The sequence below is a fragment of the Hymenobacter aerilatus genome (assembly GCF_022921095.1).
Lineage (GTDB): Bacteria > Bacteroidota > Bacteroidia > Cytophagales > Hymenobacteraceae > Hymenobacter > Hymenobacter aerilatus.
In genome coordinates, this window is record NZ_CP095053.1 from 4,724,305 (window position 1) to 4,749,674 (window position 25,370).

A 25,370-nucleotide genomic window follows, 5' to 3' on the forward strand; every position below is an offset into this window, starting at 1 on the left:
GCGTTCAGCAGGATAGATAGATGACAGATAATTATTATTACCCGCCCGTCGGCCCGAACCGCTCGGTTTTGATGTCTTCGGCAGGTAGTCCCAGATCTTGCAAAGCAGTAGCGGCACTTTCTACTAGACCGGTTGGGCCGCACACGTAGCATACAGGCGACGCTTCAAACCGTCCTACCACCTCCGCCAGCAATGCCTTATCGATGCGGCGGTGGTAGCCTGTCCAGCCGGTAGGGGCTTGGCGGGTGTAGTCCAGTAGTAGGGTGAAGGTAGGGTCGGTGGCAGTTAGGGTTTCCAACTCTTGCTGATAGATAACGTCCTCCGGCGTGCGGATGCTGAACAGCAGCACCGTCGGGTTGTGCAGCCCAGCGCGCTGGCGGTGGCGCAGCACAGCCATCAGCGGGACCACGCCCGAGCCACCCGCCACGAGTAGCAACGGCCGGGCGCCAGTTGCGCTGCGCCACACAAAGTAGCCCCCGATGGGGCCGCGCACTTCCAATTGGTCGCCTACCCCTACGCCCTCAAACAGGTAGCCCGATACCTCGCCCTCTTCCACGGCTTCCACCGTTAGCTCAATCTCGCCGGTCTGTTCGGGCGGAGAGGCCACGGAGTAGCTGCGCTCGGCCTGGTAGCCGTCGGGAGCGGTGAGGCGCAGAGTATAATGCTGGCCGGGTAGGTGAGGCGTCCAGTGGGGCAGGCTGAGCGTGAACGTCTTCACGCGGGCCGTTTCGGAGCGGATGGCCGTGACGGTAGCTAGTTGCCAGTCCAGCTTACTCATCGTCGTCGGCGTAGCGTTGGGCCTTCCACGGGTCGCCGTACATGCTGTAACCAGCCCGCTCCCAAAAACCTGGCTCATCGTCGGCCATAAAGCGCAGGCTGGTAATCCACTTAGCGCTTTTCCAGAAATAGAGGTGAGGCACCACCAGGCGGGCAGGGCCACCGTGCTCGGGCGTCAGCGGCTGGCCGTCGTAGATGAGGCCGATGAAGGCCTTGCCCTCGCGCACATCAGCTAGGGGTAGGTTGGTGGTGTAGCCGCCATAAGACGAAGCCATGACATAGCGCGCGTCAGGTTTCAGCCGCACCTGTTCAAGTAGCGTATCCAGGCTCACACCCCGCCACTTGGTGTCGAACTTTGACCATTGCGTGACGCAGTGAATATCGGGGTTGAAGTCCTGCTGGGGTAGGGCGTTGAACTCCTGCCAACTCCACTTTTTAGGTTCCTCCACCAAGCCTTCCAACGTGAGGGTCCACTTGTCCAGCGCAATGCGTGGGGTAGGACCCGCCGAGAGTACCGGAAAATCATGCGTTTCGTACTGGCCGGGCGGCAGCTTGTGGGTACTAGGCCGCTTGCGCTGAAAGCCTTGATTGAAGAAGGAAGAAGGCATGAGGAGGGTGTAAATGAGTACAAGTCAGAACGTCATGCTGAGCGAAGTCGAAGCACCTTGCGTGCACCCGGTATATCCAACTGTCAAGGAATTACCGGGAGCACGCGAGATGCTTCGACTCCGCTGCGCTCAGCATGACCATTTATGAAAGCCTAAATAGCTCAGCAGTTGCCATCTACAGCACAGGCCGCGCTATCCTGACCAGCTACCAGGGTAGGAGCAGGGTGGTTTTCTTCCCACACCTTCTCCAATACTTCCTGAAACAACTCGGCCGGTTGGGCACCCGACACGGCGTATTTGTCGTCGAAGACGAAGTAGGGCACGCCGCGCACGTTGATTTGCTGGGCCTGGTATTCGTCGTAACGCACTTGCTGGGCGAAGGCGTCGGTTTGGAGCGTGGCTTTCACCTCCGCAGCGTCTAAGCCGAGGTCGGCGCCGAGTTGGGCCAGCGTGTCGAGGTCGCCTATATCTTTGCCTTCGGTGAAGTAGGCCGCAAATACGCGTTCTTCGGCTTCGTTGCCTTTGCCCTGGGCGGCGGCCAAATGCAGGAAGCGGTGGGCCAGGAAAGTGTTGGTGGGCACAACGCGGTCGAAATCGTACTGCAGCCCTACCTCGGCGGCAATGCCGGCCATGTGGTCGTTCATTTGCTTGCCTTGGGCCACGGATATGCCCTTGCGCTCAGCCAGCAGCTCATGAATGGTTTGGCCGGGCTTATGCTGCATGTTGGGGTCCAGCTCGAAGCTATGCCATTGCACTTCTACCGTGTCGGCGTGGGCAAATTTGGCTAGGCCGGCTTCAAATTTCCGCTTGCCGATATAGCAAAACGGACACATAATATCAGACCAGATTTCTACTTTCATCGTCAGAGGGTTTCTTTCGATGAATAAGTAGTTTGCACGCGAAAAGTTTGCTGACCGGCCCACCCACACTGGCTCCACTTACCCCTGCTACCGATGACCTTGCCCGTTACCTTCCGCGCCGTGGTGCAACCCGGTGGCCCCAGCTTTATGCCCATGCAAGTACTCGTGGTGCCCGTGGAGATGGTAGAGGCGCTGGGCGGCAAAGCCATTAAGCGCGTGTTGGTGGAGCTGCGGGGGCGCACGGTGCGGCTGGGCCTACACCCACTGAAATCGGGCGAACGGTACCTGATGCTAAATCAGGCCCTGCTGACGGAACTGGCGCTACACTCCGGCGATGAAGTGCCCGTCGGCATCAGCCCCGACCCTACCCCCGACCAAGTAGACCTACCCGACGAGTTGGCGGAAGGCCTGAGCAGCTGGCCCGAGGCCGAAGCCGCCTTCGAGCGCCTGACACCCGGTACCAAGCGCGCCCTGGCCTACCACATCGAAAGCGCCAAACGCCCCGACACCCGCAGCAAGCGCGTGGTCAGCATGTTGCATCAGCTAGCTACTGGTGGCCATCCTTTTAAGAAATGGGAGGGGGAGTAGAAAGGGTAGGAAGGTATGGGGGAGTGTATGGGGTGTGAGGGTAGGCGGGTAAGAGGTCTGTCATCCTGAGCGGAGCGAAGGACCTTCTCACGTGTGAACGATTCGTTGGTACGATGGTCGTGCTATCGTAAGAAGGTCCTTCGCAAGCTCAGGATGACACCCTTCCTACCCTCCTACACCCATACCCTCCTACCCTAAACTCATATCTGAATATTGAAAACCAGCGGGGAGAAGGACGCCTGGCGGGTGCGTGGATTGTATACAAAACGAGCACCCAACTCAAATGGCGTACGCAAGCGCAGCGCGTTGAACAACACCGCCCCATCGACGCCTACTGTGCGGTAGTCGCGCTGTATTAGGTCGCCGGTAGGGAGGCGGGCTTCGCCGTGGGCTACATCCAGGAAAGCAGTAGCGCGCAGACGCTGCACGTAGAGCACCCGGCCCACCGGCCAGTGCACAAACGCCAGGGGCAGGGCGTACTCGGTGGTGCCTACCCACAGGCGGTCGAAGCTCACGTAGCCGATGCCGCGGGGGAAGAAGATGCTGGAGCTAAATTGGTATTCGCGCTGCTGCTGCCACTGGTAGCCGCCGCGCAGCCGGATGGCGTGGTGCCGCCCAATACCGGGCAGGTACACACTACCCTGCGTGCCGAACTGCGCCGCATTTAGTCCCGCGCCAAATGGCGTGGTGCGCCAGGTTGCTAGCAGCGTGCCGCCCCAGCGCGGGGCCACGTCGCGGGCCGAGAGCTTGAGCTGCCGGACATAGCTGAGGGAGGTTTGCATGGCATTCACAGGCCGGTCGGGGGCGGGGTCGGTGCGGTAGCGTAGGGGTAGGTCGTAGCCGTTCACCTGCTCGCGCAGATAATAGGCGCTGAGCGTGAGGGCTTGCAGGTACTTGGAGCGCGTGAGCGTGAGGGGTAGGCGGCCGCCCACCGTGAGGCGGGTGTAGTTCCACCGGTCGCGCACGAGACTGTCGAGGGGCGTTCTACGGTCGACATACACGCCGGTGTTTCGGCCGCCGTGTTCCACGCTTAGATCGAGCACGGGGTAGCGGCCCTGGTAGCTGAGGCCACCGAACACGTTGGCCGTGCGCTCGGCCTGGTTGTAGCCTACTCCTATCTGCGCCTGGGTAGTATTCAGCAAGTCCTGGGAGCGTACGCCCACGTTCACGCTGTTGCCGGTAGGGCTTTGCACCACGCCCCAGCCAAACACATTAAACGCGTGCCGTAGCGGCGAATACGCCTTCACCGGGTAGGAAGTGGTAGCCGAGTCGGGCCGCACCAACAGGGGCCGGACAAGCGGCGCGGCCGGTTCCTGGGCGCTTAGTTGCGCCGCGTAGGGGTCAGAAAGCACAGCTGTGGTGACTGGGGTAGGTAGGGCGCGCCAGGTTGTGGTATCCAGCGGCATTTCCAGCACGCGGCTGCCCGTGGCCTGGAATTCATGGAAAGCCAAGCGTTTTCCATCGAGTGAAACAGCGGCGTGGTAGGCGCCCACCGGCCGCGAAGTCACTTGCCAGGTCTGGCCTGTGCGCCGGCTTACGGCGTAGATATTATCAATGCCCGACTGCGGCGAATTATAGAGCACAAACTCGCCCCAGGGCTGCGGATTAGTGAGGTTGATATTGGCCACGGGCAGCAAGTCCTGCTCCTGGCCGGTGGCGGGGTTGAGCACCGTGAGGGTTTTGCCGGCCCGGCGAAGGGCCACGGTCACCACACGGCCATCGGGTAGCCAGCGGGGTTGCTGGTAGAAATCGTTGCGCGGGTTGGGCAGCGTGCGCAGCTCCTCACCGGTAGCCACGTCCACAATACGCAGGGAGTGATGGTAGGCTGAGTCGGTGTGCGTGACCACCAGCTGCCGGCCATCGGGGGAGAGGGCGGCGGCCGTGTAGCGGCGCTTAGTGAGATGCGTAAGCCGGCCGGTGTGTAGGTCCAGGATGCGCAACTCAGAATACACCCGCTGCCGCCAGCGCGGGTCGTAGCGGTACTCGGGCCATACCACCTTGCCGCCGCCTACCGACAGCATTTCTGGCATGTTGGTGAGGCCCTGCACAAATAGCTTCTGCTCGGGCGCGTGCGGGCGCAATAGCACCAGTTGAGCAATGGTGCCCAAGCCAGTTTTCACAGCTAGCACGGTGCTGTCGGTTACGTATTGCGGGTATTCGTACTGCGTAAACACGCGCTTCTCAGCCTTCACCCGAAACTCCCTACCCGGTGTAATAGACAACCCTTGCTGGTCGGCTTGCCAGGTGGAGTCCAGTTCGTGCATGGTGCGCTGGTAGAGGTCTTCTACGCGCAGGCCTGTGGTGCGCCGAATGCTGTTGGAAAACGAAAAGGGGTAGAACGGAAACCGGTAATACTTGTCCAGCACCGAGGCCCACACGTTGGGGTCGTAATGCGTTTTCAGGTAGGAGGTCATGTAGTAGCCCAGTACGTACCAGTTGGGTACATTGTCGCGGAAGGAGCCATTCACGGCCTTTTGGTAGTTGAAGTGGCGGCCTGCCAGGCGGTTGGCGCGCATCCCTACCCCAAAATACGGCACCCGGCCCCGGCCACTGCGGCTCAGGGCCGTTTCGCTGCCCACGGCGTCGCCCTCAAAAAACCACTGCGGCACGCCCACCGCGCCCACACCCAGGCCCTGGTCGCCGAGCAGGGGCACCAGCAGGCGCCCTATTCCCTGGCGGGCCTTATCAAACTGCCCCACGTGGCGGTACTCGTGCAGCACCAGCCCATCCAGCCAGTCCACGGTGCCCAGGGCCTGGCCCTGCTCGGGCGTAATGAAGAATTCGGCGTGCCGCGGCAAAAACGTGACGAAGGCATTGCTGATGGCCGTCTGGTTTTGCAGCACAATGGGTAGGTGGCGGGGCACCACGCCCAGCGAGGCCGTGCCGGGCTGCTGCACCTGCTCCAGCCGGTGCGCCGTGCGCTGGGCCGCCGAGTCGAGGCCGCGGGGGTAGAGCAGCCGAAAATGAGGCGTGCGCAACTCCTGCCAGCGCAAGTCGGGCGGGTTTTGGTCGAGCACGGGTAGGCTTTGGGCCACGCCGGGTAGGGCGGGCAGCAGGCTACACAGCAGAAAGCAAAGAAACAAACGCATGAGCAGGAGCTAGGGTCCTGCAAGAAACTGGTTGCCTAAGCGAAAAGCAACGCCTTTTATAACAGTTATAAATGTTTGGGTGGACTGACTTGAAGCCCGGCAGTAGCTCGGCTAATGTGCAGTGATTGTGAGGCTTCGTCGCTGCGTAAGTCGGAATATAGATACATATACATTCTTATAAGATCGAAATTATGTTCAGCCCCTATTCGCAACCTATGCGTAAGACCCTGAACACGAGATAAAAGTATCTCTATCATCCTTCCCTAAACATCGAATATTATGAAACGCATTGTTCTTTTCGCAGCAGCTCTTATTGGTGGTATCTCTGTAGCCTCAGCTCAAACGACCACTGGCGGCGGTATGACTACCGGCACCATGACTACAGGTGGTACTACAGCAGGCACTACCGCTGGTACCACGGCCGGCACCACAGCTGGTACTACTACCACAGCTACCACTGGCACCACAGCCGGTACAACTACCTATGGCACCACAGCCGGTACCACTAGTGGTACAATGGGCACCACTTCGGGCGCTACCACCGCGGGCCGTCGTTCGGGCACTACAGCTGGCACGATGAGCACTACCACGGGCACGACTACTACGGGCCGTCGTCGTGCAGGTACCACGGGCACTACCAGCGGTAGCATGCGTACCACATCGGGCACTACTTCAGGTACTACTAGTGGCACCACAGGTACTACGTCGGGCACCACTTCGGGCTCTACTACCATGCGCTAGTCGCGCTGCCTTACTTGCTTTTTTAATCAGCGCCGGGCTTTGGTCCGGCGCTGATTTTTTGTGAGGTAGGCTATTTCTTTTTCGGGGAGATGAGCAAAAGCTAGGCAGCCCGCAACGTGGTGGGCGCCTCGCTCATCGACCTTAGTCTGATAGAAGCAACAATTGAATTTTCAACAACATGGAATACAGAGAATTAGGTGATAGTGGCCTGCGGGTATCGGCTATTACGTTTGGCAGCTGGGCTGCCGGAGGCTGGATGTGGGGCGGTACCGAGCAAAACGATGCCGTAGGCGCCATTCATGCCGCCTACGAGCACGGCGTTACTAGCATCGACACAGCCCCTATCTACGGGCAGGGCCTGAGCGAGCAGATTGTGGGCGAGGCCATTAAGAGCTTACCCCGCGACAAGGTACAGATCCTGACCAAGTTTGGTATGCGCTGGGATTTGCCCGAAGCTAAGGGCGACTTCGCCATGAAAACCAAAAACAACGAGGGTCAGGACATCGACGTGTACAAATACGCGTCGCCCGAGAGTATTATAAAGGAGTGCGAGGACAGCCTCCGGCGCCTCGGTACCGACTACATCGACCTCTACCAAATTCATTGGCCTGATGTGACCACGCCTATCCACGACACGATGGAGGCCGTGAATAAGTTAGTAGAGCAGGGTAAAGTGCGCGCCGTGGGCGTGAGCAACTACTCGGTGGAGCAAATGCGCGAAGCCGAAAATACCGTGAAGCTAGCGTCCAACCAAGTGCCGTACAGCATGTTACGCCGTAGCATCGAGCAGGAATTGGTGCCGTATTGCCAGGAGCATAACAAAGGTATTCTGGCCTACAGCCCTATGCAGCTCGGCCTGCTCACTGGCAAGTTCAAGCCCGGTCAGCACTTCGACAGCAGCGACCTGCGCTCCACCAATAAGCTCTTCACGCCCGATAACATCGAGAAGGTAAACGCCTTCCTGCACCAATTGCAGCCCCTAGCCGACGATAAAAAGGCCACACTAGCACAGCTCGTCATTGCCTGGACTATTGCGCAGCCAGGCATCACGGTGGCACTGGTAGGCGCCCGCAACCCCAAGCAAGCCACCCAAAACGCCCAAGCCGGCGACGTGCAGCTTTCTGCCGAAGATATTTCCTTCATCAACGACGAGTTGGGAAAGGTACAGATAGGGTAGGGAGGGTAGGAAAATAAAAAGCGTGTCATCCTGAGCAGAGCGAAGGACCTTCTCACGTGTGAACGAGTCGTTGTTACGAGCATCGTTCTACCGCGAGAAGGTCCTTCGCTCCGCTCAGGATGACACGCTTTTTTAAATCATAATCTCACCTAACCTTATTTCCCCGTCACCACCAAGGTGCCGTAGCCAGTGCCGGGTAAACCATTATTGGTGATGCCTTCCAGGGAGAGACGATATTCGCCACCTATGTCAGATGTATAGAAAGTGACGGTGGCCTCGCCATTAGCGTCTGTCACGATCTGGGGGACCCAGAACAGTGTGGCGCTACGAGTATCGTTGGGCGGAAGCTGAGCGCCGGCCTGCTGGTAGGGTGGCTGGTAGAACTCGCGTGTGGGGTAGTAGCGCGGTAGCGCGTAGGTGGCCATGCCAAGGGGAGCAGCCGCGTACGGGTCGGTGCTGGGGTCGTAGTTGGGGTTGCCGCGCTTGGTAAAGATGGCAATAACCCCAGCGCCGCCCCGCGAACCGTAAATAGCCGCTGATGGGCCTTTCAGCACCTCCACGCTTTCCACATCCTGCACCGGAAGAGAATTGACGATGCTGGCGTCCGTTTGCACCCCGTCGAGAATAAACAAGGGGGAGTTGCTGCCCATAATCGAGCTGGCGCCCCGAATCGTGACGCTCATGTCGGGCGGGCTACCCGTTACCTGCACGCCGGCTATGCGCCCCTGAATCAGCTGTAGGACGTTGATAAAGCTATTGGCTGCCGGCACATCGGCGGTACGAATGACGGCATCGGCGCGGGAGTAAAGTCGGCGCCCATCCGAAATCTCCCGGCGGCCCCGCACGTCTACGTTTTGCAGCAGAATGCGCTTGCCATCGGGACTGTACTGGCGCTCCATCACCTGCTGCCGCTTGCTGCTTTGCAGGTAGGCTACCTCTTCCGCTGAGCCTGCTTTCAGGGGTAGGACAGGCAAGTTTTTGGCTCCCTCGGCCACCTTTTGGTCGAGCCGCACTATGGGGTTGCGCAGGCCTTTCTGGGGCTGCACGCGCACCAGCAGGCGGCTGGTGTCCTGCTCGGCAAATCCACCGAAGAAAAAGCGCCCCAGCGAGTCGGTGGTAGTGGTCATCAGCTGATTTTCGGTTCCGAAGCGTAGCAGCAGCACGGTGGCGTTGGCGGCTGGTGTTTCCTTGCTGCCCAGCAACTGCCCATTCATCACCTGGCCGCTCACGCTCAGACTCTGCTCCAGAGGGTAGGGGTAATTGCCGAAGCGGTTGGCCAGCAGCTCCTTCCACACAAACCGCCGCCAGCCCTGCGTCAGCATCAGGTTGTCGAGGGCCAGGTTGGTGTTATAGGTAGGGTTAGCAAAATAATAGCCGGGGTCTTCCACGGTGCCGCGCAGCTCGGAGGTGAGCAGCAGGTAGGAGCGAATGGTGCGCTGCTCCATAGAAGCGGGCACCAGCTGGGCGTTGTTCACGGCCAGCGAAAACTGCCCGGCCACAGGTTGCCCTTCAGCATCCGTTACGGCCACGCGCAAGGTTACTTTCTCGCGGGGAGCATAGCGGGCTTTATTGGGTTGCAGCGCAATGCGCAGGTCGGGCGTGGTGGCGCCCACAAAGGCCAGCCGCTCGCACCGGGCCTGGTTCTGGCTATCAAACAAGGTGAAGTGCGCTACACCCGTCGAGAAACGGTTTTTGGGAATGCGGGCGCTGAAGGTGGTGCCCGTGCCCACCTGGCCCTGCCCGGCATAGGCTACCTGGCCGCGCACATGCGCCACCAGCGTAATGGCCTCAGCCGCAGCCGTGCCCGTACCGCCCTGACGCTGAATATATACCTGGATCTGGTCTTTCAGCTCCATCACCTTCATGGTGAAGCCCGTGGGTAGGGCAGTGGGTAGAGGCATGGTCAGGAAAGCCCCGCCCGATTGCCGCACCGTGGCCTGGTACGTTTGCCCCGGCTCCGGCTTCAGCTGAAAGCGCCCCATACCTGCGTGCTGGCTTTTGAAGGCCACCACATCGCGCCCGCGGCTGTCTTTGATGGTGCCCGCCACGTCTACCCCCCGGCCGTTGGCATCCACCGCCTTAAAGCCGATGGTGCTTTCCAAACCCGTAACCAGATTGCCACCCTCCGGGAAAAACTGCACCGTGAGTCGGGCCGCCGCTGGTTTGTTGGCCACGCGCCCGCGCCGCTCGCCAATGGCGGGCGCCACGGCATCCAGGGGCGTGTGCCACACCGTAATCTGTTGGTCGTAAAAATAATCGGGGCTGGTGTTGCGCATCCAGTTGGTGTAGGCGCGCACCGTGTAGCGGCCTTGCACTAGGGTGTCAGGGAGCAGGATGTCGCCGTTAGCGGTGCCGTTGCGCAGGCGCAGGAGCTGCTGCCGCACCAGCACTTGGTCAGGCGAGAGCAGGTCTACATATAGCACCCGGCTCAGCGTATCGGGGCGGTGGTTGCCAGCCTGCACCACGTAGGCTTTCAGCCACACCGTTTCGCCGGCAGCATACGTTGTTTTATCGAGGTGTAGGTAGCTTTTCTCGGGAAAGGTAGCGGCATAGAAGCGGCCCAGCTGGCGCACCAATTGCTGGATAAAGCCATCGGCCTGAGGCACCGCCCGAAAGCCCGCGAATACCAGCACCACGGCCAATAGGCTCGTTAGAAGGAACCCCGCTCGCCCGCGTGTGAAAGGAGAAGATATCATATAGTCTACGTTGGAATCGACAGAAAATACCACTGGCTACGGCCAGCTATTCATCCAACGATGAGGGTAGGGGCATCCGTTCCTGCTTCACTTTCAACGTGAGATAGGTATGCAGTACCAACAGTACCCGTACCGTCAGTACAAACAGCACAAGCCCTGCTAGCAGGTAAAAAATGGGAATAATAAACGCGAGTTGAAAAACCAGACCACTATCCATAACGCAGAACAAAGTGAATAAAGAAGATTAGCTGTTTCTAATATAAGCAAACGAACAGGCGTGCCTCGCGTTGACGACTTTTTCCTTTTTTTTAATATTCGCATCTAATTCAGTAGCAAGACTAGGTTGTCGTCATTTGCAGATAAGCACATACGGGTATGATAAGAGCGTACATACTTCTGATTAGTAGTGTGTTGTTGGGCGGTTGCAGCGCCCGCACCTACGCCACCCGCGACGTTAATCAGTCGGTGTTGGCCACGCACCGCACAGTGGCCATTTTGCCCTTTGAGGTAGAGCTAGACCGCCTACGCACGCAAGACATTGTGTACCACGGCACTGGCAACCCCACGCCGGAGCAGATAGCCCAGCGCCAGCAGCAGTGGACCGAAGAACAGCGTCAAGCGCGCGAAACCCTGGCTTATGATCTGCAACGCAGTCTGCACAACCAGGTGCAAACCGCAAAAAAACGGGGCTCATACCCTGTAGTGTTTCAGTCAGTTGGCGATACCAACGAGCGTCTGCGCGCCGCCGGCATCACCTACGACAATCTATTTGAGCACTCTATGACAGAGTTGCAGCAGGCCTTAGGCGTCGATGCGGTGCTGTCGGGGTCGGCTACGCTCTACCAACCCATGCCCAACGGGGTAGCTGTGGCCGCGCACCTGCTCAGTAATACCCCGTTGCTGCTGGGCGGGCCGCTCACCGGCAACGTGGTCACGGCCAACCTCACGGTGCACGACTGCCGCAGTGGGGAGCTGGTCTGGCGTTTCAACTACGAGCGTACGGGCAGTACCACCCTACCCACCGCCGAGGCATTGGTGAAGCAGCTGCTTCGTCCCGCAACTAAAACCTTCCCCTACCGGTAGCAGCGGCAGCATAGTTTTCCAAGAATAAGCCCAGTCAGGAAAATCAAGGGTGTTACAGCTATAAAAAATGCAAAATTCCTGCTTCAGTACCAAGAAAATCAGGTGCTGGCTTGAACTGGCGGGGCTTTTGCATTCAGACAATGCCAACCGACTTTTTTCGGGTGCGCATTCCTGCTTTTTATGCTTTTTCCTATTTCCAAAGTTGATTTCAGCATCTGGCGCCGCTTTCTGCTGCTGGCGGCCGGATTCTATTTGCTCTGGTTTTTTGGCTACGAGCAGTGGCTAGGTCCCGATGGCCGCCTCGATGCCTTGCTCACAGCCAACATGGCCGATAGCAGTGCCGTGCTGCTGCGCGTGGCGGGCTTTGCGGCTACCGTGGGCGCCAATCCTATGCTGGTGCTCATGGATATGCGGCCGTTCGTTTATATCGGTTCGCCCTACAACGGGTTGGCTATCTACGCGTTGTTTGCGGGCTTCATTCTGGCCTACCCTGGTCCTACCCGCACCCGGCTATGGCTGATTCCGGTGGGCATAGCCGGGCTCTATCTGCTCAACCTGCTGCGTGTGGGCGTGCTGGTTGTCAACCAGTACTATGCGTACCGCGCCGTGGCATTCAGCTATTATTATGGCATCCTAACGGTGCTGGTATACGGCTGCATTGTTAGCCTATGGCTGTACTGGATTAGGCAGCAGCCCCAGCCGAAAGCTGAGTAAGCGCCTCCTCTATATCATAAAAAAGGCCCTGCGTACACCGTACGCAGGGCCTTTTTTGTATAGGGAACAGGGAGAGTGAAAAGCTGGAGTGCCTCTATTTCGGCATCAATACCTTGTCAAGTACGTGTATCACGCCGTTGCTCTGCAGCACATCATAGGTAGAAATGCTGGCTACGTTGCCGGCCTCGTCGATGAGCACTACGTTTTTGGGGCCGTTCATCATGGCCGTCAGCGTGCCGCCGCTCACCGTTTTGAAGGAGGCTTTTCCTTTGCCCGCTTTGATAGCAGCCATAATCTTATCGGCCGTCATGTTGCCGGCTACTACGTGGTAGGTCAGCACCTTGGTGAGGGTAGCCTTGTTCTCAGGCTTCAGCAACGTTTCTACAGTGCCGGCAGGTAGATTCTCAAATGCATCGTTTACTGGCGCAAATACCGTGAAAGGACCTTTGCCCTGCAAGGTTTCTACTAGCCCGGCAGCTTTTACGGCGGCTACCAGCGTCGTATGATCCGCTGAGTTAACAGCATTAGCTACAATATTTTTGGAGGGCAGCATGGCCTGGCCACCTACCATCACGCTTGTAGGAGAAAGCTGGGCTTGTTGGGCCACAGCAGAGGTAGCAGAGGCAGCGCCCAGCAAGGCCACGAAGGCGAAGGAAAACAACTGTTTTTTCATCACGGAGGGAGGTAGGAAAATGGAGGGAAGAAAAGAAATTATCTAGGGAGAGTACTACTTGCAAGTCTGGTCTCACCTACGCTGCCCTGCTACGTTTCGGATTTAGCTGTTCATCTGTTTTTCTGTTCAGCGGCGCCTGCGTACCATCTGGTCAGTACTTTGCCAAGCACAAAAAAGCCCCTTCCAACAAGTGAAAGAGGCTTTTATGGTTGAGGTGGTTCTTTGAAAATTACGATTTCTGAGCCGGAAATTTTTCCAAAATATCGCGCGCTGATTCGGAGAACTGTTTACCGAAGCTGGCTGGGTTGTTCACGGGGTCGGCAATGGAGCCACGCCATACCAAGTCGTTGTTACTGGCATCAATGATGTCTACAATCATCGTTCCCTCCTTGTATTGTTCGGTACGGTAGCCGGTGTTGAAGTAAGCCGGAGAGTACCAATAGCCGTAGTTGATGGGCAGGAAGCCCCCGCGGTACGACACGGCATAGGGGTAGGCAAAGCCCGGCGCGGGCGGATTAGAAACCGTACGCTCGGCGTCCTCCACGTACAGATGATACGTGATGTAGAAGTCTGGCTTGGCATTGCCGCTCACCTGGCGAATACCACGGTTGGTCAACTCCTGGTTGATGGCGCCCTGAATCATCTCGTCAGCCAAGCTGCTTTTGTAGATGGGGTTGGCGTCGCCGGTGGTTTTTACATCTGTCTTGGCCCAGTCGTAGGTGCGAAAGCGGCTGAAGTTGACGCCCTGCTTTTCCTGCACGTTCACGGAAGAGCAACTGCTCAACCAAGCTACCAGCAGCAAGCAGAAAATACTTATGGAAAATTTCATGATTTTAAGAGTAAATAGGATGAGAAACAGTTACTTGACCAATACTCTTTTTAACAAATGAGGTTGCGCTGGGCGGGTGGGCGAAAATTCTGCGCTAACCCAAAGCAGGACTGTTCGCGTATGATAGCGCGCAAGATGTCATGACTAGCTTCTCTGCAGTGCCAGCTACCAGGTAGCGGGCGGGGTGATAAGATTTTTTGGGTTGACAGACAACGTCTTATCACAGTCTTTGCTTGTGCCTGCAACCATTGGCCTGCTGTCGGACTCTTCTCCTGAAAGTATGCAGTTCTACTATTTATTTCCGTGATTATGCCACTGCGTCTCGTACTGTGCGTCTGCACTTTCTTGGGAGCGGGGTTTTTCTGCGCCGATAACCAGCCGGCCCAGGCCACCACGCCGGCCCCCGTGGCAGTGCAGTGGGAGCTGCGCCTGCTAGATGGACAGCCTGTGAGCCGGCACCATCGCTACCTCGACAAGGCCCTGCTACCTACCTTGCCCGCGAGCACGGCGCCGGCTAAAGCTACGCCCCGTACGGGCGCTTGCCTACCCTCTTTTGGCACGCAGCTAGCTGGTACCATGCGTCTGATTATCACCATGCTAGAAGCTGATAACTCTGCCCTTGATTTTGGTCTGCGCTACCTAAGCCTGCTCCACGACGTGAGAACATACGAGCTGCATGGCAACCAGCTCTGCCTCTACGATGCCGACCGCTTGGCTCCCCGACTGGTTTTTGTTGCGGCCTCACCTTCGTCTTAAGTCCATAGCAAAGCGCCGGAAAGAAGTCTTTCCGGCGCTTTGCTATGTAAATAATGTGCAGCTGCTACTTAATTGCTCCCGCCGGCCCAGCGGCGGGCGTCCTCCACGCTGGCAAAATGCTTGGTATCGAAGGGTACGTGGGCCGAGGCGCGGGTGAGGATATTGTCGATGCCCATTTGGTTGAGCGCGTCGTTGGAGACCACGACTGCCAGGCGGGCAACACCCAGCTTCTTGAACTCCGGAAACCACTCCTGATTCATCCAGTCCTGATCGGTGGGCCGGATGGTGCGCATCCGGGTGTTGTTGCCAATCCAGCCCCGCACGTGGTGCTGCCGGCCCAGGCGCAGGGCCTCCAGCAACGAGGAACGTATCTGCTGGCTGTTGGCAAAGTCCAGCCACTCGGTTTCGAGCACCCGCGTCTGCTCATCCAATAAGATGGTGAGGTAGGGAGCAGTAAATAGCACTTTCATAACAACACGGCAAGCAGGGAGGGCAGTCAGATGGGCGGACTGCGGCGGCCGGCCAGCTACTAAAAGCATGCAAAGATGCACACGCTCTGACTGATAAAAAATGGTTGTGCCAAATCATAAACAAATAATATGCTATTGCTTTAGAAAGAGGAAGAATCTTGGTGGTATGCCCTGCCTTTTCCTGACTTAAACCACTTATTTCCTGCCGAAGGCCCCTACCTTGTAGATATGAACTTTACGTCGAAGCTGCCCGATGTGGGCACCAGTATATTCTCGGTAATGACCCAATTGGCGCAGGACCACGACGCCATCAACCTGGCGCAGGGTTTCCCCGATTTCGACCCGCCCCAGAACCTAACCGAGGCACTGGCCCGCCACGCCCGCGCGGCTGGCCAGCAGCAGTACGCGCCCATGCCCGGCCTGCCACGGCTGCGCGAGCTCATCAGCCAGAAAACCGCTGCGCTCTACCAAGTGCCTGCCCCCGATCCAGCCTCCGAAATCACCATCACCAGCGGGGCCACCGAAGGGCTGTATGCGGTGCTGGCGGCCACCGTATGCCCCGGCGACGAGGTGCTGGTGCTGGAGCCGGCCTACGACCTCTACGGGCCAGCCATTCGGCTGCAGGGCGGCACGCCCGTATACGTGCCCCTGCGCCTACCCCATTTCCGCCCCGACTGGGATCATGTGGCGGCTTGCCTTACACCGCGCACCCGCCTTATCCTGCTCAACACGCCCCACAACCCCAGCGGCGCCGTGCTCACGGCCCAGGACCTGGATACGCTGGCCGGGCTTCTCGAAAACACGGATACGCTGGTGCTGAGCGACGAGGTGTATGAGCACCTGGTGTTCGACGGGGTGGCGCACCGCAGCGTGTTGCAGCACCCCACCCTGGCAGCGCGGGCGTTTGTGCTGTCGTCGTTCGGCAAAACGTACCATGCTACGGGTTGGAAGGTAGGCTACTGCATTGCGCCCGCGCTGCTCACAGCCGAGGTGCGCCGCGTGCATCAGTTTCTGACCTTCAGCGTGAACACACCCACCCAGCACGCCCTGGCCGATGTGCTGGCGGAGGCTGACCACTACCGCGAGCTACCTGCTTTCTACCAGCAAAAGCGCGACCTGTTTGCCGAGCTGCTGCGCGGCACGGGCTTGGAGCTGCTACCCGCTGCCGGAGCCTATTTTCTACTGGCGCGCTACGCCGCCCTAGCCCCACACGAGCCCGATACAACGTTTGCCCACCGCCTCACCCGCGAGGCCGGCGTGGCCGTGGTACCGGTTTCGGCCTTCTACCACGATGGGCGAGATGAGGGTCTGGTACGGTTCTGCTTTGCCAAGCGTGCCGAAACCCTGCAGGAAGCGGCCGCGCGATTGCACGCTTTCAGTAAAAGATACGTATAAAAAATTATTTCTTACTTTCGGCATAATTTATCATAAATAAATACCAAAATGGCAAATGCGGCAGATTTCACTTTATCGTTTGTGCAAACCAGCTTACACTGGCACCAACCTGCCGCCAACCGTACCTCACTGGAACACTACATCGATACTATCTCTATCCCAACAGATTTGATTGTACTGCCGGAAATGTTTGCCACCGGCTTTACAATGGAAGCTGCCGCGCTGGCCGAAGATATGGATGGCCCTACCGTGCAGTGGATGCAGCGCATGGCAGCAGCCCGCAACGCCGTTGTCACGGGTAGCCTCATCATCCGCGAAAACGGCCAGCATTATAATCGCCTGCTTTGGGTGCGCCCCGATGGCTCCATGAGCTACTACGATAAGCGCCACCGCTTTGGAATGGCCGGTGAAACCCACGTGTATGCCGCCGGGCAGGCGCGACTATTGGAGGAGTGGCGCGGCTGGCGCATCTGCCCGCTGGTGTGCTACGATTTGCGCTTTCCGGTGTGGAGCCGCAATGCGTCGGTGGCGCCCTACGACCTACTGCTGTACGTGGCCAACTGGCCCGCCGCCCGCCGCGACGCCTGGATGGCACTGCTGCGGGCCCGCGCCATCGAAAACGTGGCGTATACGCTGGGCGTCAACCGGGTAGGGACAGATGGCAACAACCTGGAATACGCCGGCGACTCGGCTCTGCTGGATATGCGTGGGGAATACCTGGTGGAGGTCGGCAACCAGGAAACCAGCCTCACCCGCACCCTCCGTCGCTCCGACCTAGATGCTTTCCGGGAGCAGTTCCCCGCCCTCTATGATGCCGATACGTTTGAGGTACACCCCGATGAACCTGAGCCGCAGTGGTAAGGAAAGTAGAGAGAAGAATTATAGGCGGTGGTCTAAAGCGAGTTGATACTAACCTCGCTTTAGACCACCGCCAAGTTTTAATCACTCCATTTAAACGAATTAATGCGAATTCCTCTAAAACAATCGTCCGCACAGCCTTTTGGTACAAATCCACATAAATTCATTGATCCATTTATTTTATCAGTGTCAAAATACAATGTGTTCTTCTCTTTGTCAACGATTAAGTACTCACTTGCACAAGAATTATAAAGGTCATCAATGGTTAAAGGAGCTGCCCCTTTTTTATGGCTGCCTAAATTAGCTTTTGTTTCAGTATATGTATCAATTATCTCTCGTTGTCCATTAGTTGCATTGATCTTAAACTCTTGATAGGCCCTTGAAGTTACTATTCCCTTTTCTATTTTTATTTCAGTGATACTGCCAAATCCCGTCCATGAAACGAATGTTGTCTGGTATACATACGAATTTCCATTCGTTTTTTTGAGTTCATACCATTTAGATAAGCTTTCATTATAAGATATACCACTCTCTCCCTTTAAGGTCGTTAGTACTGATAAATTTGTAGTTTCATCCTTACTGCATGACATAATAATTGCTGTAAGGATTGGAAGAATAAACTTGTTCAGTTTCATTTTTATTTGTGTTGATTGTTGTGAAAACAAATTATATAAGTAAGTACTTTACTTAATCAAGTGAAATAATATCTTTCATATCACGCCTTATAAAAATCACCAAGCATAGTGCTATTTGCCTTTAAGAGACTTTCTGCTTTGACTTAGTTGCAAGTCAAAGCAGAAATTTTGATAATAAAGTTTTCATCCTTCATTCGCTAGTATTTAGCGAACGGGCACTGGAAGTAGATTTGGGTATCTAATCAATAGATGCAGCAGCGCACTTTTGGACGAGTCAGATCGATGGACAAGCGTAAAGAGCTCCAGGAAACTTTAGTATGAATGATGGGGAGAACGTTACGGTGTGTCTCATAGACAAGAAAGCTATTCGTAGCGCTTCCATTTATGCGCCCGTTTTTTGAAACATGCGCGGGTCAAGACAAAGGCCGTCAACAAGCCTCGTGGATCAGTGACGCGCTATAGCAACTTCTTCAAGAGATGCGCTAGCCGTGCATAAGCAATTAGATTGTGCGATCTACCTCTCTGAAACTTACCTATTATGTGTGGTTATTGAGGGATATAGCCTTTGCTAACAATAGACTGAGAAAAGCTATAAGCGCTTCAAGCAGTAAAACCTATGGCTACTGCATATCAATTATTGATTCATAAAATTATAGTGTTCCTTAATCCCTACCAGAACCTGTTGGTACACACCACCTGTGCTTTCTTCTTCAGGCGCAGGCCCAGCAGGATTTCGTGGCTGCCATAGTGGTAGTTGTTGAGCTTGGAGAGGCCAGCGTCGTAGGAGTAGCCGATGGTGAACTGCTCGTAGCTGAGGCCAGCCAGCGCAATCACCGAGTCGAAGGAGCGCCAGGAGGCGCCTACCCACAGCAGGTCGCCGTACTTGAGCTTGGCGTTGAGGTCAACGGAGAGCGGAGCCGGATTCACGGTCTTCACCAGCACTGAGGGCACCAGTGACCAATCCTGACTGAGGGGCACGCGCACCCCGCCCGTGAAGAAATAGTGCCGCTTGAGCGCGTTGCCGGGCGCGCCGGCACTCACCTGGTCGGGGCCGTAGGAGAAGTTGAGCTTATTACCCAGTAGCTGCGTGCTGGACACGCCTACGTAAAAATCGGAGCTGTATACCCACAGGCCCACCGAGCCATCGAGCACCCGCGAGGCCGCACTGGCCGCCACGGTGGTAGGGTCGTAGAACTGGAGCTGGTTGCCATCCACGGCAAACTGCTGCATACCGATGGAGGCACCCAGCGCCGCCCGGATTTTGGGCGTTAGTACCAGGTTGTAGGCGTAGGAAGCGTAGGCGCTGGTGCGGCTGGTAGGGCCGGTTACGTCGCGGTACACCAGGCCGCCGACGGCGTGAAACGGCCGGCGCCGGTCATTGAGGGTGCGCTTGCTGGTGCTGCGCCACTTACCCAAAGAGGAGCTGCCGCTGAGGTAGAACGTTTTGGGGGCCCCGTCAAGCCCTACCCACTGCGTGCGGTAGCTGGCCTTGATATCAATGTAATCTTCTACGCCGGTGGCGCCGGGATTGAGAAGATAGTTGTTGTTCATGTACTGACTGTACTGCGCCTCCTGCTGGGCCAGCGCCGGCACGGCGGCCAGTAGCAGCAGGGGAAGCAACAATAGAAGTAAAGCTCTTTTCATACCTGGGGGTGGTTATGCCGTTATGTGCCATGACCGTCATGCTGAGCGCAGCGGAGTCGAAGTATCTCGCGTGCTGACGTTGCGTAACTAACTCAACGAGGCGAGCGAGATACTTCGACTCCGCTGCGCTCGGCATGATGTTCTGGTTCTATCTAACTCAATACAAAATCGTAATCGACCCGCTGTACGACCGGCCCAGGGGACCTTTCGTCACCACGACGTAGTAGTAGGTACCCACCGGAGCGGGTTGGCCGTTGATGTCGCCGCGCCACTCGTTGGCCCGACTGTAGTTTTCGGCGGAGAAAATCTTGGTGCCCCAACGGTTGTACACCGTCACGGTGTTGTCGGGGAACTGCTCGATGAACTCAATCTGCCAGGTGTCGTCGCGGCCGTCGCCGTTGGGCGTAAAGGCGTTGGGAATGCGGATGGGCGGGCGCACCGTCACCGTTACCTCGTCAAAATCGGCGCAGCCGCCCGAGCCAGCCGAGAGTCGGTAGGTGGTGGTGACGGTAGGCGAAGCCGTGGGGCGCAGCGGGTCGGCAGGTGAGATGAACAGGCCGGTTGCCGGCGTCCAGGTAACGGGATAGGTACCATCGGCGCGGCCTTCCAGCGTCACAGAGCTGCCGGCCAGAATCTCCTTGTCGGGGCCTGCGTCCACATCTACCGGCGGCTGGATTTGTACAGGTACACCGTTAGACGTTACCGTAACAGGCTGACCGCAGCTGTTGGTAGTGGTCAGGCGCAATGTTAACACCTGGCCCGCACGCAGTGCGCTGCTGGTGAACACCGGCCCCGTGGCAACCGGGTTGCCATCTACCAGCCACTGATAGGTAGGGATAGGGCCGGCCTCCGTGACACTGGCAATGTTGAACGTGATGGGTTCACCGGCGCAAACTGGCCCACTGGGCTGCGCGGCAATGGCCAGGGTAGGCGTGGGGGTAGGCGTGCGCGTCACGGTCACGGTAGCCACGGCTGGTGCGGTGCTGCACAGTCCCGCCGTGGGTGTCACCTCCACCCGCACTTGGTCGCCCGTCGCGAGGGTGCTGCTGGTGAAGGTAGGCCCATTGGCTACGGCCGTGTTATTGACAAACCACTGATAGGTAGGCGCAGCACCCGCGTTGGTAGCCACCGCCGTGAAGGTGAGCGGTGTGCCGGGGCACTGCACGGGCGGCGTAGCCACGGTGACGGTCGGCGTCACGAGGGGTTGCACCCGGATGGTTACCACGTTGGAAACCACAGTGGAGCAAGTGCCTGTACCCGACGTTACCCGCCGACGGAAGTAGGTGGTAGCCGTCAGTGCACCGGGCGCGTACGTGTCGCCCGTAGCGCCGGCTATGGCTGTCCAGTTCACGTTGTCGGCCGAGGCTTCCCACTGGAAGGCGAAGGTGCCCGTGCCACCCGCAGCCGCGCCCGTGCTGGTGAGCGGGGTAGGGGTAGCGTTGGCACAAATCGTTTGGTCGGCAGCAATGCTACCGGCAGTCAGGGTAGGCAGCACGGTTAGCGTCACTACATTAGATACCACTGGCCCGCATGCCCCCGACGTCACCTGCCGGCGGAAATACGTGGTAGCGGTGAGTGGGCCGGGGGCGTACGTATTACCGGTAGCGCCAGCTATGGCCGTCCAGGTGGAGTTATTAGCCGAAGATTCCCACTGATACGCAAACGTACCCGTGCCACCGGTAGCGGCGGTAGCGCTGATAAGGGGGGTAGGCGTAGCACCGGAGCACAGCGTTTGGTCGGCGGCAATGCTACCGGCCGTGAGGGCTGGCGTTACGGTGATGGTTACCACATTGGATACCACCGGTCCGCACGGACCTGAAGTAGCCCGACGGCGGAAGTAGGTAGTAGCGGTAAGCTGGCCCGGCACGTAGTTGGGGCCAGTGGCCCCGCCAATGGCTACCCAGGTGGTATTGTCTGCTGAGGACTCCCACTGATAATCAATCGTACCATTGCCGCCCGTAGCTGCGCCAGTACTGGTGAGCGGTGCGGGCGTGCTGCCTGCGCACAGCGTCTGGCTGGCCGCAATGCCACCAGCCGTGAGGGCCGGCGTGACGGTAATCGTGACGGTGTTGGATGTCACTGCTGCGCACGCTCCGGAACTCACCTGCCGCCGGAAATAGGTAGTGGCTGTTAGGGCACCGGGCGCATACTCCGCACCAGTGGCACCCGGTATAGCCGTCCAGGTAGTGTTATTGCTGGACGATTCCCACTGGTAGGCAAACTGCCCGGTACCGCCCGTGGGAGCAGCGCTGCTGGTGAGCGGCGCCACGGTGCTACCCGCGCAGATAGCCTGGTCGGCGGCAATAGTGCCGGCCGTGAGAGCCGGCGTGACGGTGATGGTCACCACATTGGAGGCCGTTGCGGCGCACGCGCCAGAGCTTACCTGCCGCCGGAAATAGGTAGTGGCCGTTAAGGCACCAGGCGCATACGTGGCGCCCGTGGCCCCGCCAATGGCAGTCCAAGTGGCATTATCCAGCGAAGATTCCCATTGATACGCATAGGTGCCCGTGCCACCAGTGGCGACGGTACTGGTGAGTGGGGCGGGCGTGCTACCCGCACATATGGTTTGGTCGGCGGCAATGGTACCGGCCACCAGGGTAGGCGTTACCGTAACGGTCACCACGTTCGACGATACCGGCCCGCAAGCACCAGCCGTTACCTGCCGTCGGAAAGAGGTAGTGGTCGTGAGGGCGCCCGGCGCAAACGTCTCGCCGGTAGCCCCAACAACTCCAATCCAAGTAGTATTATCGGTCGAGTATTCCCACAGATACGCAAACTGGCCCGTGCCGCCCGTAGCCGCACTGGTGCTGGTGAGCGGCGCCGGCGTCACGCCCGCGCAAATGGTCTGGTTGGCCGCAATACCACCGGCTGTCAGCTCGGGTAGTACCGTCAGCGTTACCACGTTGGACACTGCTGGTGCGCACGAAGCGGAAGTAACCTGGCGCCGGAAGTACGTGGTAGCCGCCAAAACACCGGGCGCATACGTGGCGCCGGTAGCATTGGGTATAGCAGCCCACGTGTTGTTGTCGGTGGAGGATTCCCACTGATAGGATACTGCACCCGCGCCGCCGCTAGCGTCAGTAGTGTTAGTAAGTGGTGCAGGTGTAGCACCGGCGCACAGCGTCTGATCGGCGCCAATAGCACCGGCTACTAGTGCCGGTGCCACCGTGATAGTCAACACGTTGGATACGGCTGGAGCGCAAGCCGTACCCGCACTAGCCTGCCGACGGAAATAGGTGGTGGCCGTGAGAGCACCCGACGCGAAGGTTTCGCCAGTGGCACCGGGTAGAGCCGTCCAGGTGGTGTTATCGGTAGAGGATTCCCATTGGTAGGCCACAGCGCCCGCGCCACCTGTAGCCGGCGCGGCACTCGTAAGTGGGGCAGGAGTAGCACCCGAGCAAATGCTCTGATCGGCAGCAATGCTACCCGGTACTAGGGGCGGCGTTACGGTGATGGTAACAGGGTTAGACACCACATTGCAAGGACCGGAAATAGCCTGACGACGGTACTGGGTAGTAACCGTAGCTGCGCCGGGCGTGAGCGTTTCGCCGGTAGCGCCGGCCACCGCGGTCCAGGTGGTGCCGTTGTCAATGGAAGATTCCCACTGATAGGCAATCTGTCCGGTGCCGCCTGTTGCTGCTGCTGTGCTCGTCAGTGGAGCAGGCGTACTACCCGTGCACACGGTCTGGTCGGCGGCAACGGTGCCAGCTGCCAGGGTAGGTACTACCGTGACAGCCACCGGAGCCGTGAAGGTAGGCGCGCAATACGGGCCTGTGCCGCTGGGTAGCAACAGTTGTGCCCGCCGCCGGAAGTAGGTGGTAGTGCCGGGTTGCAAACCAGCAGGCGTGTAGCTGGCAGCAGTGGCCCCGCCAATGGGAGTGAAGTTGGAATTATCCGTCGATATTTCCCACTGATACGTCACGGGCAGGCCAGCGTCGCTGGTGGCATCGGTGGCGGTGAGGGCGGCCGGGGCGCTGCCCGCGCACACGGTTTGGGGGCCGGCAATGGTCCCCGGCACGGGCAGGTTTGGTATTCGAATCAGGCTGCGCGACTCCCGGCAAAAGCAGTCTGTGGTGATGCGCAGCGTGACGGTGTACTCAGCAAAATCCGGGAAGGTGTGGGTAGGATTTTCCTCCGTTGAGGTAGTTCCGTCGCCGAAATCCCAGGCGTATTGTTTGTTATCGAAATCGATAGGAGGCGCGCTGAATCGTATCGTGCGACATTCCGTCAGCTCACCCCCAAAGCCTACCCGCAGCAAGGAGCTTTGGTTGAAGTTGGGCAGACCCAGGCCGCTGGTGCGTCCTGTTCCCAGTTGCAGGCTGTCCTCGGCGAAGCCAATGGCCGCGCCCACCGAGTCGGGGTAGGGAATGAAGCCCAGGGTTGCTTGGTTGTTACGGGCCACGTAAATCTTCCCGTCCGGCGCGGCTTGCATAGAGCCCAGGTCGGCGGAGGTGGTCAGCGGAATTTCCTGGCGGTTGAGTGGCCCCTGGCCGCTGATGTTGAATTGCAGCAGCTTGGGCGGGTTCATCACCGTGGCGTACAGCTTGCTGCCGGGTACAAACTCTATCCCGTAGTATTTACCTTCACCACTGTCAATAATGAAGGGCGTCTGCGGGTTGGCGCTTACCTGGCCTGTACCCGTATCAAAGTTGAACAACTCTACGGTACTGCTGCTGTCGCCTACCACTTCGCTGTAGCGGGCCAGGGCCAGCTGCCCGCCGTCGGGCGTTATCTTCATCTGGCCCTTGTAGCCCACCGGCGACTCACTCGGTGCGTGCAGGCTGCCCACAGTAGAGATAATGGGTGTGGCGTCTACACCTGCCACCCGCACGCGGTAGGCCAGAAAGGCGTCGCCGCGGTTGTCGTTGCCGGATTTTGCATCGCCCCAGCCATGCACGATAACCCAAATGTCGCAGCCGTTTTTGTGGAACACACCCGATAGCTTTTCCGCGGTGCCACTGGCAAGGGGCGTATTTTTGTTGGCTGCTAGTACCGTGCCCGGTCCGCCACCGGCCGGTATCTCAATTTCCGAGTAGCTCAGGCCAGCCGTGCTGTTCAGCGTGAAGAGCAGGTAGCGCGTGGGTTGACCAGGTAGTACCAGGCCGGGCTTCCGAATAGGTAGGGCACCGTCGGTGTTGTTGACGTTGCCGGCCAGCCCCGTGCCGTTGGTCATCACGCTACCGTCGCCGTTCCACACGGTTTCGCCGTTGCTGTAAAACAGGATTTTACCGTTGCCGTCCGACATCACTCCGGAGCCGGCGGGCGCGTCCATCGCGCTGTTGTTTAATAACGTGGGCGGAATAGAGTCGGTGGCTTGGTTGAAGTCAAGTCCAGCCTTGAAGCCGAAGTACCAGGTGTTAGCAAACTTTTCATCGGCGCTACACTCGGGCGGGGGCGTTTGCGCCAGCGTCGTAGCAGTTATGCCGCTCAGCAGCAAAAGCAATAGCGTCAGAAACCAGCCAACCGCCATACGTTGCCTACCTACTCCACCGGGTTTGGGGCTGGGTAGCGGGGCAGGCGTAGGAGCAGGGAGGAGGGTGGAAATAGACAGTAAATTTTTGGGCATAAAGGGTCGGGTAAGGGGGCGGACGGATAACGTGTACTCGGAAAGAAAAAGTACTTCGCGCCACCGGTAAGGAGCAAAACCAGATAGGGAGTTGCTGCACTGCTGCAAAACACTGCCAACCAGTCTCAGTAAAGCTACGCACTACCTCCCAGGTTTGCGCAACGGAAGGGGCGAATAGTAAGGCGTTGAGTGCAATTAATTGCCGGCATCG

20 protein-coding genes are annotated in these 25,370 nt (G+C 58.2%); 8 read left to right on the forward strand and 12 right to left on the reverse strand.

Features of this window, described 5'->3' with window-relative positions; translation table 11 throughout:
* Nucleotides 1-37: 37 nt before the first annotated feature.
* The 3 genes from MUN82_RS19775 to MUN82_RS19785 form a co-directional block, all read right to left on the reverse strand.
* The gene (locus MUN82_RS19775; RefSeq protein WP_245093186.1) at nucleotides 38-778 is read right to left on the reverse strand and encodes a ferredoxin reductase; all 741 of its coding nucleotides are present in this window, start codon (nucleotides 776-778) and stop codon (nucleotides 38-40) included.
* Nucleotides 771-1,385, reverse strand: coding sequence for a sulfite oxidase-like oxidoreductase (locus tag MUN82_RS19780; RefSeq protein WP_245093187.1), 615 nt, complete (start codon nucleotides 1,383-1,385; stop codon nucleotides 771-773). The genes MUN82_RS19775 and MUN82_RS19780 overlap by 8 nt, the downstream gene beginning before the upstream one ends.
* A gap of 161 nt (nucleotides 1,386-1,546) precedes the next feature.
* Nucleotides 1,547-2,245, reverse strand: a complete 699-nt coding sequence (locus tag MUN82_RS19785) for a DsbA family oxidoreductase (RefSeq protein ID WP_245093188.1) — start codon at nucleotides 2,243-2,245, stop codon at nucleotides 1,547-1,549.
* Between the two features lie 93 nt (nucleotides 2,246-2,338).
* On the opposite strand from MUN82_RS19785, the gene MUN82_RS19790 reads away from it, so the two are divergent.
* A complete protein-coding gene (locus MUN82_RS19790; RefSeq protein WP_245093191.1) occupies nucleotides 2,339-2,833 on the forward strand; it encodes a YdeI/OmpD-associated family protein in 495 nt (164 codons plus the stop codon).
* 200 nt (nucleotides 2,834-3,033) lie between these two features.
* Here MUN82_RS19790 and MUN82_RS19795 read toward each other — a convergent pair whose 3' ends face one another.
* A complete protein-coding gene (locus MUN82_RS19795) occupies nucleotides 3,034-5,922 on the reverse strand; it encodes a TolB-like translocation protein (protein WP_245093193.1) in 2,889 nt (962 codons plus the stop codon).
* 279 nt (nucleotides 5,923-6,201) lie between these two features.
* Here MUN82_RS19795 and MUN82_RS19800 point away from each other — a divergent pair, with 279 nt between their 5' ends.
* Together MUN82_RS19800 and MUN82_RS19805 are read left to right on the forward strand one after the other, a co-directional pair.
* A complete protein-coding gene (locus tag MUN82_RS19800) occupies nucleotides 6,202-6,663 on the forward strand; it encodes a hypothetical protein (protein WP_245093195.1) in 462 nt (153 codons plus the stop codon).
* Nucleotides 6,664-6,841: 178 nt separating this feature from the next.
* Nucleotides 6,842-7,840 carry an aldo/keto reductase gene (locus tag MUN82_RS19805; protein ID WP_245093197.1) on the forward strand — a complete coding sequence of 333 codons (999 nt, stop codon included), beginning with the start codon at nucleotides 6,842-6,844 and terminating at the stop codon, nucleotides 7,838-7,840.
* A 155-nt stretch (nucleotides 7,841-7,995) separates the two neighbouring features.
* On the opposite strand, the gene MUN82_RS19810 is transcribed toward MUN82_RS19805, so the two are convergent.
* Entirely contained in the window at nucleotides 7,996-10,536 is a 2,541-nt protein-coding gene (locus MUN82_RS19810) for a TonB-dependent receptor plug domain-containing protein (protein WP_245093198.1), read from the reverse strand.
* A gap of 46 nt (nucleotides 10,537-10,582) precedes the next feature.
* Nucleotides 10,583-10,753, reverse strand: coding sequence for a hypothetical protein (locus tag MUN82_RS19815; protein WP_245093220.1), 171 nt, complete (start codon nucleotides 10,751-10,753; stop codon nucleotides 10,583-10,585).
* A 158-nt stretch (nucleotides 10,754-10,911) separates the two neighbouring features.
* Between MUN82_RS19815 and MUN82_RS19820 the strand changes: the two genes are divergently transcribed.
* A complete protein-coding gene (locus tag MUN82_RS19820) occupies nucleotides 10,912-11,619 on the forward strand; it encodes a hypothetical protein (RefSeq protein WP_245093222.1) in 708 nt (235 codons plus the stop codon).
* A 180-nt stretch (nucleotides 11,620-11,799) separates the two neighbouring features.
* Entirely contained in the window at nucleotides 11,800-12,333 is a 534-nt protein-coding gene (gene xrtX, locus MUN82_RS19825) for an exosortase X (RefSeq protein WP_245093224.1), read from the forward strand.
* A gap of 94 nt (nucleotides 12,334-12,427) precedes the next feature.
* Here xrtX and MUN82_RS19830 read toward each other — a convergent pair whose 3' ends face one another.
* Nucleotides 12,428-13,006 (reverse strand): fasciclin domain-containing protein, encoded by a 579-nt coding sequence (locus MUN82_RS19830; RefSeq protein WP_245093226.1) that lies wholly within the window; start codon nucleotides 13,004-13,006, stop codon nucleotides 12,428-12,430.
* Between the two features lie 229 nt (nucleotides 13,007-13,235).
* Nucleotides 13,236-13,835: a DUF4136 domain-containing protein gene (locus tag MUN82_RS19835; RefSeq protein ID WP_245093228.1), complete on the reverse strand. Its 600-nt coding sequence runs from the start codon at nucleotides 13,833-13,835 to the stop codon at nucleotides 13,236-13,238.
* A 309-nt stretch (nucleotides 13,836-14,144) separates the two neighbouring features.
* On the opposite strand from MUN82_RS19835, the gene MUN82_RS19840 reads away from it, so the two are divergent.
* Nucleotides 14,145-14,591, forward strand: coding sequence for a hypothetical protein (locus MUN82_RS19840; RefSeq protein ID WP_245093230.1), 447 nt, complete (start codon nucleotides 14,145-14,147; stop codon nucleotides 14,589-14,591).
* Between the two features lie 68 nt (nucleotides 14,592-14,659).
* Here the strand turns inward: MUN82_RS19840 and MUN82_RS19845 are convergent, their stop codons facing one another.
* The gene (locus MUN82_RS19845) at nucleotides 14,660-15,061 is read right to left on the reverse strand and encodes a hypothetical protein (RefSeq protein ID WP_245093232.1); all 402 of its coding nucleotides are present in this window, start codon (nucleotides 15,059-15,061) and stop codon (nucleotides 14,660-14,662) included.
* A 228-nt stretch (nucleotides 15,062-15,289) separates the two neighbouring features.
* Here MUN82_RS19845 and MUN82_RS19850 point away from each other — a divergent pair, with 228 nt between their 5' ends.
* Both MUN82_RS19850 and MUN82_RS19855 read left to right on the forward strand, forming a co-directional pair.
* Nucleotides 15,290-16,456, forward strand: a complete 1,167-nt coding sequence (locus tag MUN82_RS19850; protein WP_245093234.1) for a methionine aminotransferase — start codon at nucleotides 15,290-15,292, stop codon at nucleotides 16,454-16,456.
* A gap of 81 nt (nucleotides 16,457-16,537) precedes the next feature.
* Nucleotides 16,538-17,317, forward strand: coding sequence for an amidohydrolase (locus MUN82_RS19855; RefSeq protein WP_311136409.1), 780 nt, complete (start codon nucleotides 16,538-16,540; stop codon nucleotides 17,315-17,317).
* Nucleotides 17,318-17,394: 77 nt separating this feature from the next.
* Here MUN82_RS19855 and MUN82_RS19860 read toward each other — a convergent pair whose 3' ends face one another.
* From MUN82_RS19860 to MUN82_RS19870, 3 genes are all read right to left on the reverse strand, one after another.
* Nucleotides 17,395-17,979, reverse strand: a complete 585-nt coding sequence (locus MUN82_RS19860; RefSeq protein WP_245093238.1) for a hypothetical protein — start codon at nucleotides 17,977-17,979, stop codon at nucleotides 17,395-17,397.
* Between the two features lie 639 nt (nucleotides 17,980-18,618).
* The gene (locus tag MUN82_RS19865) at nucleotides 18,619-19,593 is read right to left on the reverse strand and encodes a PorP/SprF family type IX secretion system membrane protein (protein WP_245093240.1); all 975 of its coding nucleotides are present in this window, start codon (nucleotides 19,591-19,593) and stop codon (nucleotides 18,619-18,621) included.
* A 157-nt stretch (nucleotides 19,594-19,750) separates the two neighbouring features.
* Nucleotides 19,751-25,159, reverse strand: a complete 5,409-nt coding sequence (locus tag MUN82_RS19870) for a DUF8696 domain-containing protein (protein WP_245093242.1) — start codon at nucleotides 25,157-25,159, stop codon at nucleotides 19,751-19,753.
* Between the last annotated feature and the right edge of the window lie 211 nt (nucleotides 25,160-25,370).

Coding starts and splice junctions, on each gene's coding strand:
- MUN82_RS19775 (WP_245093186.1), bottom strand. CDS start 778: ATGAGTAAGCTGGACTGGCAACTAGCTACCGTCACGGCCATCCGCTCC.
- MUN82_RS19780 (WP_245093187.1), bottom strand. CDS start 1,385: ATGCCTTCTTCCTTCTTCAATCAAGGCTTTCAGCGCAAGCGGCCTAGT.
- MUN82_RS19785 (WP_245093188.1), bottom strand. CDS start 2,245: ATGAAAGTAGAAATCTGGTCTGATATTATGTGTCCGTTTTGCTATATC.
- MUN82_RS19790 (WP_245093191.1), top strand. CDS start 2,339: ATGACCTTGCCCGTTACCTTCCGCGCCGTGGTGCAACCCGGTGGCCCC.
- MUN82_RS19795 (WP_245093193.1), bottom strand. CDS start 5,922: ATGCGTTTGTTTCTTTGCTTTCTGCTGTGTAGCCTGCTGCCCGCCCTA.
- MUN82_RS19800 (WP_245093195.1), top strand. CDS start 6,202: ATGAAACGCATTGTTCTTTTCGCAGCAGCTCTTATTGGTGGTATCTCT.
- MUN82_RS19805 (WP_245093197.1), top strand. CDS start 6,842: ATGGAATACAGAGAATTAGGTGATAGTGGCCTGCGGGTATCGGCTATT.
- MUN82_RS19810 (WP_245093198.1), bottom strand. CDS start 10,536: ATGATATCTTCTCCTTTCACACGCGGGCGAGCGGGGTTCCTTCTAACG.
- MUN82_RS19815 (WP_245093220.1), bottom strand. CDS start 10,753: ATGGATAGTGGTCTGGTTTTTCAACTCGCGTTTATTATTCCCATTTTT.
- MUN82_RS19820 (WP_245093222.1), top strand. CDS start 10,912: ATGATAAGAGCGTACATACTTCTGATTAGTAGTGTGTTGTTGGGCGGT.
- xrtX (WP_245093224.1), top strand. CDS start 11,800: ATGCTTTTTCCTATTTCCAAAGTTGATTTCAGCATCTGGCGCCGCTTT.
- MUN82_RS19830 (WP_245093226.1), bottom strand. CDS start 13,006: ATGAAAAAACAGTTGTTTTCCTTCGCCTTCGTGGCCTTGCTGGGCGCT.
- MUN82_RS19835 (WP_245093228.1), bottom strand. CDS start 13,835: ATGAAATTTTCCATAAGTATTTTCTGCTTGCTGCTGGTAGCTTGGTTG.
- MUN82_RS19840 (WP_245093230.1), top strand. CDS start 14,145: ATGCCACTGCGTCTCGTACTGTGCGTCTGCACTTTCTTGGGAGCGGGG.
- MUN82_RS19845 (WP_245093232.1), bottom strand. CDS start 15,061: ATGAAAGTGCTATTTACTGCTCCCTACCTCACCATCTTATTGGATGAG.
- MUN82_RS19850 (WP_245093234.1), top strand. CDS start 15,290: ATGAACTTTACGTCGAAGCTGCCCGATGTGGGCACCAGTATATTCTCG.
- MUN82_RS19865 (WP_245093240.1), bottom strand. CDS start 19,593: ATGAAAAGAGCTTTACTTCTATTGTTGCTTCCCCTGCTGCTACTGGCC.
- MUN82_RS19870 (WP_245093242.1), bottom strand. CDS start 25,159: ATGCCCAAAAATTTACTGTCTATTTCCACCCTCCTCCCTGCTCCTACG.